We start from the raw sequence: 18,894 nt of genomic DNA on the forward strand, positions 1-18,894 counted from the left end.
TATCTGATTTCATCTTTTATCCTTTCAGCTAAAAATTAATTCGGGCAATTTTAAGGAAAAAAGCTTAAAATCAGATAAAAACAAAGGCCTATTTTTTAGAAATTTTATATAAGTAGTTACCTAAAACTTGAAAAATTTGAACCATAATGATAAGAATAACCACGGTGTAGAGCATGATATCTGGGCGAAATCTTTGATATCCGTAGTTTATAGCGACAGATCCTAGTCCGCCGCCACCAACTGCTCCAGCCATCGCTGAAAAGCCGATATTTACGATAAGCGTTAGTGTAAAAGCCGAGATGATGCCAGGAAGCGCCTCTACAAACATCACGCGAAAGATGATCTGAAATTTCGAGCTACCAAAGCTTTGAGCAGCTTCGATGATACCTTTATCAACCTCTTTTAGCGCATTTTCAATGAGTCTTGCCACAAATGGAGCTGCTCCGATAGTTAGCGGAACGATCGCAGCTGTGGTACCGATACTTGTACCTACGATCATTTTTGTGACTGGAAATAGCACGATGATGAGGATGATAAACGGAAAGCTTCTAAGTACGTTTATAACGATATCAAGGATAAAGTAAAGCTGTTTGTTTGGCTTTAGTCCATCTTTGTCTGAAAGTATGAGCAAAACCGCAGGTATAAGGCCTATGGCAAAGGCAAGTAGGGTGGAGACGATGCTCATATATAGCGTTTCGCCGATAGCTGGCAAAAGTATCCTAGAAAAAACATCTGGAAATTTAGAAAAATCAATACCAAACATCAAGCAACCTCCCATAAAACGCCACTTTGCTTGATGTAGTTAAGTACGTTTTCTTTATCTTTTTCATCTATGTTTATGACAAGCGAGCCAAGAACATTTTCGTTTAGCTTCTCAAGCTTACCCCATACTATGTTAAAGTCGATATTTAGGCTTCTTGCCATGTGTGTGATCACGCTGTTTTGAGCCACTTCTTTTGGAAAAAATAGCCTGATATTTGTGCCAGTGCTCGGCAAAATTTCCACTTCACCCAAAAACTCTTTCATCTTCTCGTCTGGCTTTAAGAATAACTCTTCGATGCTTCCAGAGCCTATTATCTTGCCGCCTTCAAGCAAAATCGCGCGTTTTGCGATCGATTTTACTACCTCCATCTCGTGCGTGACGATGACGACGCTGATGTCTAGCTCTTTGTTTATCTTTTCAAGCAATTCTAAAATTTGATTTGTCGTGTTTGGATCAAGAGCCGAAGTCGCCTCGTCGCTCAGTAAAATTTTAGGATTTAAAGCAAGCGCTCTAGCGATCGCTACACGCTGTTTTTGACCACCACTTAGCTCGCTTGGATAGCTTTTTGCCTTACTTTCAAGACCGACTAAATTTAAAAGCTCTTTTACTCTTTTTTCGGTCTCATCGTTTTTGTAACCCCAAAATTTAAGCGGAGTAGCGACGTTTTCAAAGACATTTTTTCTAGCCATTAATGCAAAATGCTGAAATATCATCCCAACATCTCGCCTTAAATGTCTCTGCTGTGTCTCATCTAAATTTTTTATCTCTTGATCAAAGACTTTTAAGCTACCGCCTTGATAGCTTTCAAGCCCATTTATGCACCTTAAAAGCGTTGATTTACCAGCACCGCTGTGTCCCACGATAGCAAAAATTTCACCCTTTTTAACCTCTAAATTTATATCAAAAAGGATCTGCGTATCACCATAAAATTTGCTTAAATTTTCTATCTTTATCACTATTTTTCTCCAAGAGCTTCTAATTCTTCACATACTTTTTTAAATTTAGCCTCAGCGCTTCGCAAAGCCTCTTTGTTTGTCTCTATGACCTCTTTTGGTGCATTTGCCACGAAATTTTGATTATTTAACATACCTGAGAGCTTAGCTATCTCTTTTTCAAGCTTCGTCTTTTGAGACTTGAGTCTTGTGATGATACCGCTCATATCAAGCCCTTCAAGCGGGACAAATGCCTCTAAATTTTCGCTCACGTCTCTTATTGAATTTTCGATTTTCTCATCTACAAAGCCGATCTCTTCGCATTTTGCAAGCAGTTTGATGTACTCTTTAACCTCGTCAAGGTCTATTTTTTCATTAAATTTAACAAAGGCTTTTGCTATCTTTGAGTTGCCAAGATCGATAGTAGCTTTTGCACGGCGAATAGCGACGATCGCTTCGATAACTAGCTCAAATTTCTTCTCAACCTCTAAATTTCGCTCTTTTATCTCTGGGTAGCTCATCACCATAAGCGACTTTGCATCTTCCAAATTTATACCGCTAAGCTCTTGAAAAAGATACTCTGAAAGAAACGGCATGAATGGATTTAGCAATTTCATCACCTCTTTAAATATACTTCCAAGCTCTTTTACGCTCGCTTTATCAGCCTTGCTAAGCTCGATGCCCCAGTCACAAAACTCATCCCAAAGGAATTTATAAAGTGTGTTTGCCGCGTCGTTAAAGCGGTATGCGTCGATGTTTTCACGAACCTCTCTCACGCACTCGTTAAAGCGGCTATTCATATAAATTCCAAGCTTTGTTTCAAGCTTGATATCCTCTAAATTTGGAAATTTACTCTCATTTAGCATGAGGTATTTGCTTGCGTTATAAAGCTTGTTGGTGAAATTTCTTACCTGCTTCATCTTGGCGTCGCTTAGCTTGATGTCGCGTCCTTGAACGGCTAGAAGCGTTAGCGTAAAGCGCAATATATCGGCACTATACTCATTTATGCTATCAAGCGGGTCGATGACGTTGCCAAGGCTTTTACTCATCTTTCTGCCAAACTCATCCTTTACAAGCGCATGCAGGTAGATGTCGTCAAACGGCAGCTTGCCAAGGGCATTTTCACCCTGAAACATCATCCTAGCAACCCAGAAAAATAATATATCAAAGCCAGTTATTAGAAGGTTGTTTGGATAAAACTCAGCGAGGTCTCCTTCAAACCATTTTTCATTTTTTAGCTCATTTTCATTGCCCCAGCCAAGCGTGCTAAATGGCCAAAGACCAGAGCTAAACCACGTATCTAGCACGTCTGGATCTTGGTGGAAATTTTTACTTTTACACTTTTTACATTCACACGGCTCGCCCTCGTCAGCCCACATATGACCGCACTCATCGCAGTAAAATACTGGAATTTGGTGCCCCCACCAAAGCTGGCGTGAGATACACCAGTCTCTTAGCTCTCTCATCCACGCATTAAAGCTGTTTATCCAGTGTGGTGGGTAAAATTTAGCAAGGCCTTCTGAGACTTTTTGTATCGCCTCGTCTGCGATCTCTTTTTTGACAAACCACTGCTTTGAGATGTATGGCTCGACGACATTTTTGCAGCGGTAGCAGTAGCCCACTTGGTTTTCGTAGTCCTCGATTTTCTCGACATTGCCAAGTTTTTCAAGCTCGGCCACGACGATATCTCTAGCCTCAAGTCTCTCAAGACCTGCAAATTTATCGCACTTGTCGTTTAAAATACCCTTTTCATCAAATACAGTAATAAACTCAAGGTCGTGCCTTTTGCCAACTTCGTAATCGTTTTGATCATGCGCAGGCGTGACCTTAACAAGGCCTGTACCAAACTCCATATCGACATGCTCGTCTGCGATGATATCGATCTCTCTATTTACGATAGGTAGAACAACCTTTTTGCCGATTAAATTTTTATAGCGCTCATCGTTTGGATTTACCATTACGGCGGTGTCGCCAAAGTAGGTTTCAGGCCTAGTAGTAGCAACCACTACAAATTCGCTTGGCTTATCTGCAAAGTAGTATCTTAAATGATAAAGCTTGCCTTTATTTTCTTTGTGTTCGACCTCGATGTCAGAGAGTGCGCCATCGTGCGTACACCAGTTTATCATGTAGTTTTTCTGAACTATCAGCCCTTTGTTGTATAAATTTACAAAGGCCTTTTTCACAGCTCTTCTTAATCCCTCATCCATTGTAAATCTTTGTCTGCTCCAAGCCGGAGTGATGCCGAGCTTTCGCATCTGGTGGACGATCATGCCGCCGCTTTTTTCCTTCCACTCCCACACTTTTTCTACAAATTTCTCACGTCCAAGCTCTTCTTTTTTGATCCCTTGTGCTAGGAGCTGCTTTTCAACTACGTTTTGAGTAGCGATACCAGCGTGATCAAGGCCTGGCTGCCAAAGTGTCTTGTATCCGTCCATCCTTTTATAACGAGTCATGATATCTTGAAGTGTGAAGGTTAGGGCGTGCCCTATGTGAAGCGAGCCAGTCACGTTTGGAGGTGGCATCATAATGCAAAATTTACGTCCATCTTTTTGGATATCTTTGTTTGCGTCTATCTCGAAGTATCCGCGTTCTTCCCAAATTTTATAAAATTTGTCTTCTATCTCTTTTGCATTGTAAAATTCTGCCACTTTTGTCTCCTCAGTTTCGTTTAAAAAATGCTTAATGTTATCTAAAATTTGTTTAAAAAAATCTTTGCAAAAGTGGGGAAATATGGGCTTGGGGCGGTTAAACGCCCCAAAATTTATATGGCTTATTTGACAGTAAAGCTTCGCTGAGCTAGGTCGTAATCGTTTTGTCTTTCGTTATACATATTTTCAGTTGTGACCGCGCCAAGCGAGCATTTGCCACCAAGTCTTACACGATAAGGTGTATAAAGCACAGCCTCTCTTTTGTCGCTATCTAGTGCATAAAAACTTAAAACGTGATCATCTTTTATGCTCTGATATTCAAGCTCAATGCTATCTTTAAGGCTCTTATTAAAACCACTCAAATTTTCATTTATTGGCTCAAAGCAGCTGCTTACGATCTCGTTTATTACTCCATTTTTAACCATAGCTTTAGAATTTATCACTATTTTTGAATAGACAACATCATTTACTCTTAGGCTGTCAAGACCTAGCTCTTTGCCTTTTTCATCGACAAACGTTCTATAAATATCAAGCTCTTTTGGCTCTATTTTATGCTTGATCTCAAGTGGCACATAAGCGTAGCTTAAAATAGTGGCATATAGCTTGTTTTCACCAAGTGGTGTAATGGTAAAATTTCCATCTTTTGCTGTAAATGATACGCTTAAAAGGCCATCAAATTCTTTGCTTTCGCCATTGTAGCTAAGCTTAAATTTATTATTTTTCTCGCCAACATCTTTGCCAAAGTAAGCATTTAGTGCTCTAAGGGTAAATGCACGCTCTTGTGTTGAGCTAAGCTCATTTAAATTTGTGATCAAGAAATTTGCAAGATCATCTGAGTAGTCGTTTTTCTCAAAATATTTTGAGTGCAGATACAAGATAAATGCATTGTCTCTCATCTTTGAGCCAAAGCTAGAATAATCCCTGCTGTAATCAGCCGCCTGAGCTTTTTTAATATCTTTTAGCGCCGCCTTTGCTTCGTCATTTAAGCCGTTTAGCTTTAGAGCCGCTGCCATTAGATATTTATTAAGTGCAGTCGTATTGTAAGCTTTGTGATCATAAATTTTATTTAGCACTGATTTATCAGCAACATTTGCGCGGGAGCTTACATAGATAGCATATAGGGCTTCAATGTCTGTATTTGTATATTTTAAGAGCGAATTTAATGCTCTTTGCTTTACATTTTTATTTAGCTCATATCCAGCCTCTTCAAGATCAAGTAGCACGTCAGTTGCATAGATCGAAGCAAATGCATTTGTACTACCTAGATCGCTCCAGTAGCCAAAGCTACCATCTGGTTTTTGCATCTTAATTAGCTCACTCATACCGCTTGCAATAAATCTCTTTTGATCATTTTTTTCAAGCTCATCTTTTGGCTTTAAATTTAAAAGCGCAAGCAGCCTTGAGCTCCTTTGCTCCGCACATCCATAAGGGTACTCGACTAAATTTTTAGAAGCTGCTAATAATACGCTTGAGACCGAGCTTGACGCATCTATACTAACATTGTGAAAGCCTTTTGGAAGAGAGATCATGCTCTCTTTATCAAAGACGCTACTTTTTGCATAGGTGCTAATCGTATAAGGATTAACTACATCAAGTAAATTTTGAGCAGTTTTTGAGCTGTTTTTGTCGCTTATTGTTATATTGTATTCGCCAGCTCCAGCTTCAAGAGCTGAAATTTTAAACGTAAAGGCTTTATTTTCAAGCGGCTTTAAATTTATATTTTCTTTTGTTTTGATGCTTAAATTTTTACTGCTAGCCACTTTTATGGTTAAATTTTTATCCTCATTTGTTGTGTTTATGAGCCTTAAGTTTGCATTTAGCTCATCACCTTTTAGCAGATAAACTAACGCACTTGGCTTAATAATCACATCATCTTTTACTAAAATTTCTTTATTTATAGCGTTCATACTACTTTCATTATTTGCTACGACATCTACTCTAATGGCAGAGTTAAAGCCATTTGGCGTTTTAAACTCGTATGAAATTTCACCATTATCGTCAGCTTGAAGACTTACTAAATTTGCATATGTTTTTACTTTTTTACTATCGACCGGGCTAGCATGTTTTGCCATTTTTGCCTCCATGGCAAGTGCCGCCATATCGCCACCAAAGCTTAAAGTTTTGCCCTCAACCTTATAGTTTGTTAGCATATTATAAATGTCATAGTCAAAAACGCCATCTGGTAAAATTTTGTCAAAAAATTTAAGTGGATCAGCTGGCTTTTGTGACGTTATATCAAGCACGCCAACATCTGTGATAAATAAATTTACATAAGTTTTTGGCTTTGTTTTTATAGAAATTTTTATATTTTCATCGCTTTTTGCCGTATTTGGTGCATCAAGGCTTAGATCAAGTATCCTTGATGACTTATCAGCTTTAGCATAAACCTTACCGTAAGTCCTAAACGGAGTTAATCCGCCATCTGTCATGCGGTAGATATTTGCACTCACGTAAAGTCCGCTAAAATCAAAGTCAAGTTTAAATTTCACATTTGCTGAGTTGTTTTTTATCTTAACAACCTTGTAAGCTTTCACGCCACCATCTTCAAGTGTAACAAGGGCGATGCCTTCTTTTATAGCTGAGCTTATATCAGCACTTAGTTCATCGCCTTTTTTGTAGATATTCTTATTTAGTTTGATTTGAGATTTGCTAAGCTCTTTTGTAGGCGCTAGAGTTGAGTAGTTGTAGCCACTTACGTCCATATCAAGGCTTGTGCTTGCTCCACTTACTAGATTTGTAGCGATGATCACATATGAGCCACTTTGTGTAAATTTATAGCTAAACTCGCCATTGTCTTTATAAAAATTATCCACATCTTCTAGCGTTTGAAACCACTTTATATAGCCATTTGCATCTCTTTGGTATTGCCAAGTGACACGTTTTATATCAAATTTTAAATTTGATTTTACGGCCTTTTGACTTGACATATCTACTACAACCGTTTTTATTTTTACATCTTCGTTTGGCTCAGCAAATGTCGTACTTGCTGCGATACCGACCATATCCTTGTAAGGATAGAGCGTAAAGCTTTTTGTATCGCTTACGTTTTTACCATCATCATTTACATTGAAATTTATCACGCCTGTTATGATAGAAGAGGCATTTTTAGTACTAAAGCTAAGATCTATCATTTGACTTGATTTACCATCTTTTGAAAGAGTGAGATCGTTTTCAAAAGATGGATAAGCGCTTGGTTTTAGCGTATTGTTTTTAAATTTATACTCTTTAAACTCGCTATTTTTATATTCATCATCAAAAAAGCTAACCTGCATACTGCCATCAAGCTCACTAGCAGCGCCACCAAAGAGATAGTTACTAGCTAGATTTGCTCTAATAAGCTCATTTGCGAAGAATTTATCTCTCTCAAGCGTTATCTCATTTTTTATCCTATTTGGCATAAAACTCTCAACAAAAAATGGAACATTTGAGATCACTTTGCTTGCGTAAATTACTTGCATATTAAATCTACCGCTTAGATCGCTTAGTATCTCTTTTTCAAAATTTACCATGCCAACGTCATTTGTATTTTTTGAAATTTCAGCACTACTTTTGCCTTGTGGATCGAAAAATTTTATCTTTATAGGCATATTTTTTAAAGGATTAAAATCTCTATCTCTTAGATAGATTGCACCCTTTAAACTCTCATTTGGTCTTATGATATTTGAAGCAAAATGAACGTACGCATCGATACTCTCACTGGCATTTTGGCTCATAAATTTTGCTTCATTTAGCGCTTCGTCTTCTTTTAAAATAAGAAAATTTTGCTCTTTTCCAAGAGAGACAACCACTGAGGAGATATCTTTGTAAATATCTTTTTTATTGAATTTAAAAACGCCTATATCATTTGTCGCACCAACTGCGATCTCTTCGTTTTTCTTGCCATAAATTTTTACATTTGCATTTGGAAGCATTGTATTTTCGCCAAGACGATTTGCAAATACGAAAATTTCATCCTTACCAAGCTTTGCATTTACGGCGATATCACTTAGATAGACTACTTTTGAGACGCTCTTATCTTTGCCGTAGTTTAAATTTATCTTATAAACGCCGTCTCCAGCTCCGGCAAAGTCAAGTTTGATTTTATTTAGAGAAATTTCATTTAATGCGCCATCAAGCTTATAACTTTTGCTTGCTACTTTTGTGCTGAAGTTGCTTAACTCTTCGTTGTTGTCATTAAAATTTAAGAAATATCTAAAATTTTGATCGCTTAGCTTTTCAATGCTTACATTTAGCTCAGGCAAATTTGCACTTCTGATACCGATCTCACCGACGCTTGAGATATATGGTTCATTATTTATAAAATTTGCAAACGGAGTAAAATTGCCAGCTACTACTTCATAGCTACTTTCTTCTCTTACTACATTTCTATCATCGCCAAAGCCTGGCTTAATGGTGATTTCATAACTATTTTGTGGCTTAAAATCGTCACTTGTGATATCAATGTAGTAATAATACTCGCTAAGTTCTGAGTTTTCTTCATAGTTGTCACTATATTTAACATCACTAATGCTAAAGTTTTTTACACCTTTAATGTTTATAAATTTTTTTAAGTTAATGTCGTCATCAAGCCAATTTTTTAGATAAATTCTAAAGCCCAAGATGCCATTATCAAGGCTTACTGGATAAATTTCTGGTATCTCAAGACTCTTTGCATTATCATTTATATTTACGCTTTCTTCGCTTATTTCATCGGCAAAATTTACTATCGTTTCACCTGAAGGCGTTGCGCCAAATTTGCTCTCAAATTTTTCACCAAAATCAAAAACTGGATTGCTTAAATTTTTATCAAGATTAAGCTCAAAGCTATTGTTAGAAAGCTCAATTGCTTTAAATTTCGCATCTTTTACGGCAATATTTTTGATAGCTTCAATATTTACTTCATCATTAAATTTAAGTATATATTTGCTATCGCTTATTTTTTCTATCTTTGTTAGCTCAAATTCTTTCGTAGCAAAACTAGCAGTGCTTCCATTTTCAAGCTTGCAGCTATAATCCAAACCAGCATGCATATCTTTTGTAAAAAGCAGCAAGCTTTGATTATTAAATCTAACCGTACCATTTAATGCTGGTTGGCACAAAAGTAGCTTTTTATCGCTTAGCATACCAACAAAATTTTTATCTACTTTATCTTCTAGTCCAAACTCTACGCTTAGGGGTGATTTTATCTGTGCTGTACCATTTAGGCTCAAAGCATATAAATTTGTCATTCCCAAAAGTGTTAGAAGCGCTACTTTTTGCCACATTTTATCTCCTTATTTTTATTGTTATTTCACTTTGATTTGAGTTTTGATCAAGGCATTTTATGCTGTGCTCGCCAAGAGTTAGATCAAACTTTTTTTCGCTTGCATTTTCTATCTTAGAAAAGCTCAAATCATCTATTTTTAGGTAAATTTCATCGCCTAAAAACGCGTAGCATTTTACCATAACTTGTGTAATATTTTCATCTGTCACTATCTCTTCATTGTCATACGGATAGGCAAAAACTGGCTTTTTGTCTTTAAAAATTTCAGCACAAGGACTTTTTTGTATCTCATCTTTATCCAAAAGCTCATTTTTAACCAAAAAATCAAGCTCTTCGCCTCTTAAACTTTCGCACTTATCCTTTAAATCTACACCATTTATCCTATCATCAAGCGCCATTTTTTTACACTTTTCATAGTTAAAGGCATCAAGGCAGGTCGGTAGCTTTTCTATGCCATCTGGCTCACTCATAAATCTTAACTTCTCTTTTTGAGCGATTATCTTAAACATATCAAAAAGACTCTTTGATACGTCATTTAGTCCTGTTAATTTATCAGTTTTACTGGCATTAAAATTTCCAATCCAAATAGCAATTGTGTAATTTTCATCAACGCCTATTGCATAAAGATCACGTGAGCTTGCACTTGTGCCAGTTTTAAAGGCAATCTTTGGCGTGTTTTGCGCGTATTGCCAAGCGTTTTTTAGATATGATCTTGAGGCTTCGCTTAGCATTTTAGCGGTTAAATAAGCACTTTGAGGCGAGATGAGAGTTACATTTTTCTCCTCATTTTTGTAGTTTTTGCCAGCAAACTCAAGCGGCCTATAAATGCCGTCATTTGCATAAATAGTATAAAGATGAGCAAGATCAAGCAGGCTCATTTCAGCACTTCCAAGCGTTATAGAAGCTCCATAATACTCTTTATCTTCATCTACTAAATTTACCTTTTCAAGTAGTTCGTAAAGCGAATTGTCTTTTAGTTTTAAGTTTAAATTTATAACCGGAATATTTAGGCTGAAATTTAGAGCATCTTTTGCGCTTACGATACCTAAAAAATCATTACTAAAATTCTTTGGAGCATACTCTTTTATATAAATTTGCGTGTCTATTAACTGCGAATTTGGCGTTATAAGCCCACTATCAAGTGCTAGCGAATAAATAAAAGGCTTTAATGTGCTGCCGGTGTTTCGCTTCATATTTAGGGCTGAGTTTTTGCCATCGCGTGCGCGCTCATCGTGCGAGCCGATAAAGGCAACAACACTCATTTTTTTATTATCAATGACCACGGCTGCTGCGTTGTTTGCGTTTTTAGCCTTTAGCGAAAACATCGCATCTTTTAAAATTTTAAGCATATCTTTTTGTAAATTTAGATCCAAACTCGCCTTTGAAATTTGGTTTTTAAAAGCGACATTTGCATAATCTTCCGCGGTTACGATAGCTTTTGCTCTTACATTTTTAAATGGCTCAGCCTGCGCTCTTTTAAAGGCGCTAAGATCGATTAAATTTGCCTTGTAAAGCATCTTTATGACCCTGTTTTTTAAGGCATTTATGTTTGAAACGCGGTCTAGTCTATTTTTATTTGGATTTTTTGGTATCGTGCTTAAAAGTGCGGCCTGAGCGTAGCTTAGCTCATTTAGCTCCTTGCCAAAATAAAAAAAACTTGCCGCCTTTGCACCCTCGATATTGCCACCATATGGGGCTAAATTTAGATAAAAATTTAAAATTTCATCCTTGCTAAAGTGAAGCTCAAGCTGAAATGCTCTAAAAATTTCTCTTATCTTATTTTTATAGCTTCGATCACTTGGCTCAAGCATCCTAGCTACTTGCATCGTGATGGTACTAGCCCCTATGCGGTTGTCACTTCTTAGGTTGTGAAAAAATGCTCTAAAAATGGAGGCAAAATTTACTCCAAAATGGTAGTAAAAATACCTATCTTCAAAGAGCACTACGCATTGTTTTAGTGAGTTTGGGAAGCTTTGCTCGTGAAATCTCCAAATTCCATCACTACTAAGCTTCATATTTATAATGTTGCCATTTTTATCAAGCAAAATTTTGGCTTCGTCTTTTTTAAGCGCGTCTAAATTTAGTGGATAAATTTGATCAAGTATCAAAAAGATAGCGACCACTAAAGCCAAAAATAGGGCAAGGAATTTTAGAAATTTAAACTTTTTCATCCGCGTGATTATAGCTGTTAAAGTTTAAGTAGCTATAATTAGGCCTTTTTAAAAAAGAGGAAACAATGCCTTTATCTAGGTTAAACAAAGAACAATACACCGCCGCAACTGCGCCATTTGGACACAATCTCATCATCGCTTCAGCTGGCACTGGCAAGACTAGCACCATAGTCGCGCGCATCGCTCATCTACTAAATTTAGGCGTAAAACCAGAGAAAATTTTGCTTCTAACTTTTACAAACAAAGCAGCCAGCGAGATGATAGAGCGCTTAAATAGGTATTTTGATAAACAAATCACTTCTAAAATCACCGCAGGCACCTTTCACTCGGTCTCATTTTCGCTTTTAAAAAGCCTTGATAAAGGCGTCACGCTAAAGCAGCCAAGCGAGCTAAAGACGCTTTTAAAAAGTCTTGTTGAGAGGCGTAAATTTTACCATTTAAGCGACGTCAAGCCTTACGGCGGAGCCTATCTATATGACCTTTACTCGCTATTTCAAAACAGCGAGCAAGGCACCACCTTTGGCAAATGGATAAGCGATAAGAGCGAAGAGCAGGGCGTTTATGCCGAAATTTATGAAGATGTCTTAGAAGAGTTTGAGGCTGAAAAGGCTAAATTTGCCTACGCTGATTTTAACGACCTTCTTATCAAAATGCGCGACGAGCTAAAAAATGGGACAAATTTAGCTTATGATGAAATTTTGATCGATGAGTATCAAGATACAAACACGCTTCAAGGCAGCCTCATAGACGCATTTGCGACAAAGAGCCTCTTTTGCGTGGGCGATTTTGATCAGAGTATCTACGCATTTAACGGCGCAAATATCGAGATCATTGGCTCATTTAAAGATCGCTTCCCAAGCGCAAACATTTACGCTTTAAATGTAAATTACCGCTCAAGCTCAAGCATACTTGCCCTTGCAAACAAGGTCATAAACAACAATCCAAGGCTTTATGAAAAGCACCTCACAGTTAGCCGCGAGGGAAATTTCAAGCCTCCAAGGCTACTTGTCTATAACGAGCTTTTTGATCAGTATCAAAATATCGCCGACATCATCTCGCTCTCGCCATTTAATAGAGAAAATATCGCCATAATTTTTAGAAATAACTCATCAGCGGACGGTATCGAGGTTGCGCTAAAAGAGCGAGGTATCAGCTCAAAGCGAAAGGGCGGGGTGAGCTTCTTTGAGAGCCGTGAGATCAAGGCGCTCATCGACATCATGGGAATTTATGTCAATCCAAAAGATATAATGGCATTTATCCACATCTGCGAATACGCAAAAGGCGTTGGTAGCGCCGTTAGCAAAGAAATTTTTGACGCGCTGCTTAAGCTTGGGCATGGAAATTTGATAAAAGGGATAGTTGAGCCAGATGAGAGCGTAAATATCTCATCAAACAAAAGGCGAAACTACCAGCTTGGCCTTTTTGACGATCTTGACGAATTTGCCGAAGTTTCAAGGTTTTCTAAGCTTGGCTTTAGTGATAAATTCCTAGGCCATCCAGTGCTAAAACTACAAAAGCTAAGCGAGAGTGGGGCGCAGTTTTTATATGAAATTTACAACTTTTTAAGAGGAATGAGAAATATCTCAAAGCCAGCCACGATGATAAATGAGATAAAAACTAGCAAAATTTACTCTCTAATCGTTGAAAATCTCAGCACAAAAAGGGCAACTCTAAAAAACGGCAACGTCGACCTAGCACTCAAAGAAGAGGTCAAAGAGCGCATAATGGCAAAGAGCGTGGTGCTAAGCGAGCTAGCTAAAAAGTATCAAGATATCAGTAAATTTTATAACTTCTTAGCCCTTGGAAGCAACGAGATGAGCGAAGGGCAGGGCGTTAGCTTGCTTAGCGTGCATGCGAGCAAAGGGCTTGAGTTTGACCAAGTTTTTATCGTCGATCTTGCGCAAAACCGCTTTCCAAATTTAAAGCTAATGAGCATGGGTGGCAGCCTAGAAGAAGAGAGGCGGCTCTTTTACGTAGCCGTAACTCGTGCAAAAGACGAGCTCTATCTTAGCTATGCAAAATACGACAAGATAAAGAAGGTGACCTACCAACCAAGTAGGTTTTTGATAGAGGCTGGCATGGCGAAAGAGGAAGTTTAAAGAGAATTTTAATCTTATTAAGTAAAATTGACCAATTTTTTACAAAGAGAAGCAATGAAAAAATCTAAAATTTTAATAATCCTGCTTATTTTAGGCGTCGGTGGATATTTTATCTATGATAATTTTTTTAAGATAAAAGATGAAAAGGTGGAATTTATCACCAAAAAGGCAAAAAGGGGATCATTTAGCAAGAAAGTCGATGCAACTGGAGAGATTTTTGCTACCGAGCTAGTTGATGTGGGTGCGCAGGTAAGCGGCCAGATAAAAAAACTCTACATTAAGCTTGGAGATCAGGTCAAAAAGGGCGATATGATCGCAAGTATTGATAGTTCGACCCAGCAAAATAGCATAGATAATAAAGAAGCTCAGCTTGCTATCTACAAAGCTCAGCTTGAAAGTGCAAAAGTGGCTCTAAATATCGCTAAAACGCAGTTTGATAGAGAAAATGCACTTTTTTCCAGAAACGCCACTTCAAAACAAGAATTTGAAAGCGCAAAAAACACTTATAGCACAAATAGTGCCAAGATAAAGGAGCTTGAAGCTCAGATCAAGCAGACAAATATCGAGCTAAGTACTGCTAAGATAAATTTAGGTTACACAAAGATCACCGCTCCAAGAGATGGCACCGTAGTAAGCGTGCAGGTCGAAGAGGGACAGACTGTAAATGCCAATCAAACTACTCCAACTATCGTAAAGATCGCAGATCTTAGCTATGTTAAGATGAAGATGCAAATAGCCGAGGGCGACATCACAAAGATAAAAGTTGGTACACCAGTTGAGTACTCGATCCTCTCTGAGCCAACGAAAAAATTTCAAACGACGGTTAGCTCAATCGACCCTGGCTTAACGACATTAAGCGATGGTAGCTATGGCTCTAGCAGTAGTAGCAAATCCACAAGCTCAAGCACTTCAAGCAACTCAGCTGTTTATTATTATGCTCAAAGCATAGTTGAAAATAAAGATAAAATTTTAAGAATAGGCATGACAACGCAAAATGAACTCTTAATAGCAAACGTAAAGGACGCTATCATCGTACCAAGTATCGGCATCAAAAGAGATGAAAACGGCACATTTGTCTATGTTTTAAAAGATGGCAAAGCGGTAAAAACAGCGGTCAAAACCGGCATAAAAGACAACCTCGATACGCAGATTATCAGCGGTGTAAATGAGGGTGATGAGATCATCACATCACAAGGCTCAGCAAGCGAGATAGCCAAGATGATCGAAAAAGAAAATAAGAAGTTTTAAGTGATAAGTCTAAAAAATATCACAAAAAGCTTTAAGCTAGGTGAGAATGAAATAGAAATTCTTCATGGCATAAATTTAGAGATAAAAAAGGGCGAATTTATAGCTATCATCGGTCAGTCTGGCTCTGGTAAATCAACTCTGATGAACATCCTTGGTTGCCTTGATAGCCCAAGTGGCGGGCAGTACTTGCTAGATGGCAAAGATATATCAAAATTTGATAGCGACGCACTTGCTAAGCTTAGACGAGATAAATTTGGCTTTATCTTTCAAAGATATAACCTGCTTAGCACAATGAATGCTCTTGAAAACGTCGCACTTCCTAGCATCTACGCAGGAGCAAATAAGAGCGACCGAGAAAAAAGAGGGATGGAGATCTTAGACTCTCTTGGCCTTAGCGAAAAAGCAAAAAATTTACCAAATAAACTCTCAGGCGGACAACAGCAAAGGGTCTCCATAGCAAGGGCTCTGATGAATGGTGGCGAGATCATCTTGGCTGATGAGCCAACAGGCGCGCTTGATAGCAAAAGTGGTCTTAGAGTGATGGAAATTTTAGTGGATCTTTACAAAAAAGGTCACACCATCATCATCGTCACGCACGACCCAAAGATCGCCGAGTACGCGAGTAGAGTGATCGAGATAAAAGATGGCAACATCGTAAACGATAACGTAAAAAATAGTGAAATTTTTGAGGTCAAAAAGCAAACTCAGCCAGAAAAAAGCAAATTTACCTACTATAAAGATCAGCTAATTGAAAGCTTTAAAATGTCGGTAAATGCGATGCTAGCTCATAAATTAAGATCACTTTTAACCATGCTTGGCATTATTATTGGCATAACCGCGGTCATTAGCGTCGTAGCTCTTGGCAAAGGCTCACAGGAGCAAATTTTAGCTGGCATCAGAAAGATCGGTACAAATACTATCGATATCATGCCAGGAAAAGGCTTTGGCGATATGCTCTCAGGCAGGGTAAAAACGCTCTCTATAAGTGACGCAAATATGCTCTCAAAGCAGTCATTTCTGGACTCAGTCACTCCAAACACAAGTACTTCAGGCGTACTAACATATGAAAATATCTCCTTAACAGCGACACTAAAGGGCGGTGGAGTAGGGAGCTTTGACGTAAATGGACTAAAGCTAGAAAAAGGAAGAATTTACGATGACGACGAGGTTTTAAACTCAGATTCTGTCACATTAATAGATCAAAATACCAAAAACAGTATATTTAAAAATGAAGACCCTATCGGCAAGATCATTCTTTTTAACAAAAAGCCACTTCGCATTATAGGCGTTTTGCAAAAAGATGAGTTTAAAGTCGGTGATGCTAGCTTGCTTAAAATTTATGCTCCATACACGACTGTGATAAACAAGATAACGGGAGATAAATTTATTAGCTCAATAACCGTAAAAGTAAATGAGAGTGTAAATGCTCAGATCGCAGAAAAGAGCCTAACCGATCTTTTAACGATAAAACACGGCAAAAAAGACTTCTTTACAAGAAATTCTGATAGCATCAAGCAGACTATCGAAGAGACGATCTCAACCATGCGCCTTCTAATATCAAGTATCGCCGTAGTTTCACTAGTAGTTGGTGGTATAGGCGTGATGAATATCATGCTAGTTTCAGTTACAGAGCGTACCAAAGAGATAGGCATAAAAATGGCAATCGGAGCTAGGCAGAGCAACATCTTGCAGCAGTTTTTGATAGAGGCGGTGCTACTTTGCTTAATTGGTGGAGCTATCGGCATAGCCTTTTCTTATGCGATCGGCTACATATTTAATAACTTTTTAGATGGCTTTAGCATGATCTTTTCAAATGGCTCAATCGTACTTGCGCTTGTTACATCGATGGCTATTGGCATCATCTTTGGCTACATGCCAGCTAAAAATGCCTCAAAACTAAATCCAATAGATGCGCTTTCAAGGGAGTAATATGAAATTTCTAAGCCTAGCTTTAGTGCTCGTTTTAAGCGGCTGCGCTGTTAAAAATATAGATGAAAACTATAAGCAAATTTTACTTGAAGATAACGCCAGTGGCGAGCTAAATTTAGACACTTCTTGGTGGAAGCAGTATGAGCAAAGCTACCTTGATGAGCTTGTAGAACTTGCTCTTAAAAACAACACCGACCTTGCAAAAGCTGCGATAAATGTAAATAAAGCGCTCGCTCAAGCTGGCGTTTTAGAAGCAAATTTGATCCCTAGTTTTAACGCTGGTTTTGAGGCTGGAAGCAGTAAAAACATAAAAGAGGGCGGTGCGGTCACTAGAAGTTTTGGCTCAAGCATAGGGCTTAGCTACGAGCTTGATCTTTGGCAAAAGCTAGCAAACAGCAAAGATGCGGCGATGTTTGAAGCGGATGCTACTAAATTTGATCTAGAGGCTAGCAAACTAAGCGTTATAAACTCAGTAGCAGATGCCTATTTTCAAATTTTATATCTAAACGAGAGCATCAAAACTTATGAGCAAATTTTAGAAATTTATAACAAGCTAAATGAGATAGTTGGGCTTAAATTTAAGCTTGGCAAAGAGGAGGCGCTAAGCCTAAAACAGATAAACTCGCAGCTCTTAAGCGCTCAAAATAAGATAGAAAGTGCTAAGAAAGAGCTAGTGAGTGCTAAAAAAACGCTTAGGATTTTGCTAAATGAGAGGCCGGATTTTGAGCTTAAATTTGAGGGCCTCACGCTAAGCCCTGTAAAAAGTGTGGGCGTTGATCTAGATGTGCCAACAAGCGCCATAGCAAACCGCCCTGATCTAAGAGCGGCCATTTACCGCATAGAAGAGGGCATCTTAAACTACAAAGCGAGCCAAAAAGAGTTTTATCCAAGCATCACGCTAGGAGCCAGCCTTAAAAGCAGCACCGACAAAAAAGAGGAAGCCTTTAGCCTTAAATTTCTAAATGGAAATATCGCTTTAAATTTACCGTTTTTAAACTACTCTAAGCTAAAGTCAAATTTAAAGATTAGTGAGGTAAATTTTGAGCTTGCAAAGCTAAACTACATAAGCACTCTAAATAGCGCATTAAACGAAATAGACGCATTTTATAAAGGCTACCTAAACGACGAAGCGCTGCTTATAAACTATCAAGAGCAGATAAAAAACTACGAGGAAATTTCAAAAATTTACGAACTAAAATACTCCTATGGCAAGGTCGAGCTAAAGCAGTTTTTAGAGGCTAAAAATAGCGAGCTAGAGGCAAAAATAGGGCTTTTAAAAGCAAAATACACGCTTTTACAAGACGAGCTAAATATCTACAAAGCCATGGCAGGCAAATTTAATAGGTAAATTTATGAGCTCGGCTTGGGACTATGAGGCAAATGCGTGTAGCAGTGATGGCAAATTTAGCACCAAATTTGAAGGCTACGAGGTCGCCATGGGCGCTCCCAACCATTGGCGAGCTACGGCTTTTTATAAATAGCGAGCACTGTCTAAATTTAAAAAATGAGCCTTCAAACCACGAAAAAAGACTATCAAATTTTGATCAAAATTTAGTTAAAGATGACGATGCGCTTCAAATTTTACTTAGCGAAAGGGCGACTGCTTGCTTTTTGTTTTCAGAGGACTCTAAATTTCTAGCTTTTTCTGAATGGACGGCAGATAAAATGCAGATCGTAAAGGTAGTGCACCTAGCCGATATGAGCATAAAAACTGATAATAGGCGCAAAAGAGTAGTGGAATTTCTCTCATTTGATGATGGCTTGCTTGAAATTTTAGACTCGCCGATCTTTATGCCTAAAAACTACACACTGGATATCCGCACACTTTTTGACGATAAAATTTAATTCTTGAGCGAGCGCTT

10 protein-coding genes are annotated in these 18,894 nt (G+C 38.1%); 5 read left to right on the forward strand and 5 right to left on the reverse strand.

Translation table 11 applies throughout. The features are described from left to right. Window positions 1-88: 88 nt before the first annotated feature. The 5 genes from CVT17_RS04815 to pbpC all read right to left on the reverse strand — a co-directional run bounded on the left by CVT17_RS04815 (window position 89) and on the right by pbpC (window position 11,756). Entirely contained in the window at window positions 89-763 is a 675-nt protein-coding gene (locus tag CVT17_RS04815; RefSeq protein ID WP_087585899.1) for a methionine ABC transporter permease, read from the reverse strand. Further along, window positions 763-1,719: a methionine ABC transporter ATP-binding protein gene (locus CVT17_RS04820; RefSeq protein ID WP_107770355.1), complete on the reverse strand. Its 957-nt coding sequence runs from the start codon at window positions 1,717-1,719 to the stop codon at window positions 763-765. The genes CVT17_RS04815 and CVT17_RS04820 overlap by 1 nt, the downstream gene beginning before the upstream one ends. Continuing rightward, complete coding sequence (locus CVT17_RS04825) at window positions 1,719-4,343, reverse strand: valine--tRNA ligase (protein WP_107858758.1); 2,625 nt, start codon at window positions 4,341-4,343, stop codon at window positions 1,719-1,721. Before CVT17_RS04825 ends, CVT17_RS04820 begins: the two co-directional genes overlap by 1 nt. Before the next feature lie 122 nt (window positions 4,344-4,465). Further along, window positions 4,466-9,586, reverse strand: a complete 5,121-nt coding sequence (locus CVT17_RS04830) for an alpha-2-macroglobulin family protein (protein ID WP_107858757.1) — start codon at window positions 9,584-9,586, stop codon at window positions 4,466-4,468. Between the two features lies 1 nt (window position 9,587). Then, on the reverse strand, window positions 9,588-11,756 hold the full coding sequence (gene pbpC, locus CVT17_RS04835) for a penicillin-binding protein 1C (protein WP_107858756.1): 2,169 nt from the start codon (window positions 11,754-11,756) through the stop codon (window positions 9,588-9,590). A 65-nt stretch (window positions 11,757-11,821) separates the two neighbouring features. Between pbpC and CVT17_RS04840 the strand changes: the two genes are divergently transcribed. From CVT17_RS04840 to CVT17_RS04860, 5 genes are read left to right on the forward strand one after another with little or no spacing between them, the layout of a single operon-like run. Then, the gene (locus tag CVT17_RS04840) at window positions 11,822-13,855 is read left to right on the forward strand and encodes an ATP-dependent helicase (protein ID WP_107858755.1); all 2,034 of its coding nucleotides are present in this window, start codon (window positions 11,822-11,824) and stop codon (window positions 13,853-13,855) included. Between the two features lie 54 nt (window positions 13,856-13,909). After that, window positions 13,910-15,103 (forward strand): efflux RND transporter periplasmic adaptor subunit, encoded by a 1,194-nt coding sequence (locus tag CVT17_RS04845; RefSeq protein WP_107770350.1) that lies wholly within the window; start codon window positions 13,910-13,912, stop codon window positions 15,101-15,103. Beyond that, window positions 15,104-17,032, forward strand: a complete 1,929-nt coding sequence (locus CVT17_RS04850; RefSeq protein WP_107770349.1) for a MacB family efflux pump subunit — start codon at window positions 15,104-15,106, stop codon at window positions 17,030-17,032. It abuts the gene before it with no gap. A gap of 1 nt (window position 17,033) precedes the next feature. Further along, the gene (locus CVT17_RS04855) at window positions 17,034-18,380 is read left to right on the forward strand and encodes a TolC family protein (RefSeq protein WP_107770348.1); all 1,347 of its coding nucleotides are present in this window, start codon (window positions 17,034-17,036) and stop codon (window positions 18,378-18,380) included. A gap of 32 nt (window positions 18,381-18,412) precedes the next feature. Further along, a complete protein-coding gene (locus CVT17_RS04860) occupies window positions 18,413-18,877 on the forward strand; it encodes a flagellar protein (RefSeq protein WP_230853270.1) in 465 nt (154 codons plus the stop codon). Window positions 18,878-18,894 lie beyond the last annotated feature (17 nt).

The sequence above is a fragment of the Campylobacter concisus genome, from assembly GCF_003048775.2.
Taxonomy (GTDB): domain Bacteria; phylum Campylobacterota; class Campylobacteria; order Campylobacterales; family Campylobacteraceae; genus Campylobacter_A; species Campylobacter_A concisus_I.

Bases quoted from the DNA above. Each gene is read 5' to 3' on its own strand.
- CVT17_RS04815 (WP_087585899.1), bottom strand. From the start codon at position 763: ATGTTTGGTATTGATTTTTCTAAATTTCCAGATGTTTTTTCTAGGATA.
- CVT17_RS04830 (WP_107858757.1), bottom strand. From the start codon at position 9,586: ATGTGGCAAAAAGTAGCGCTTCTAACACTTTTGGGAATGACAAATTTA.
- pbpC (WP_107858756.1), bottom strand. From the start codon at position 11,756: ATGAAAAAGTTTAAATTTCTAAAATTCCTTGCCCTATTTTTGGCTTTA.
- CVT17_RS04840 (WP_107858755.1), top strand. From the start codon at position 11,822: ATGCCTTTATCTAGGTTAAACAAAGAACAATACACCGCCGCAACTGCG.
- CVT17_RS04845 (WP_107770350.1), top strand. From the start codon at position 13,910: ATGAAAAAATCTAAAATTTTAATAATCCTGCTTATTTTAGGCGTCGGT.
- CVT17_RS04855 (WP_107770348.1), top strand. From the start codon at position 17,034: ATGAAATTTCTAAGCCTAGCTTTAGTGCTCGTTTTAAGCGGCTGCGCT.
- CVT17_RS04860 (WP_230853270.1), top strand. From the start codon at position 18,413: ATGCGTGTAGCAGTGATGGCAAATTTAGCACCAAATTTGAAGGCTACG.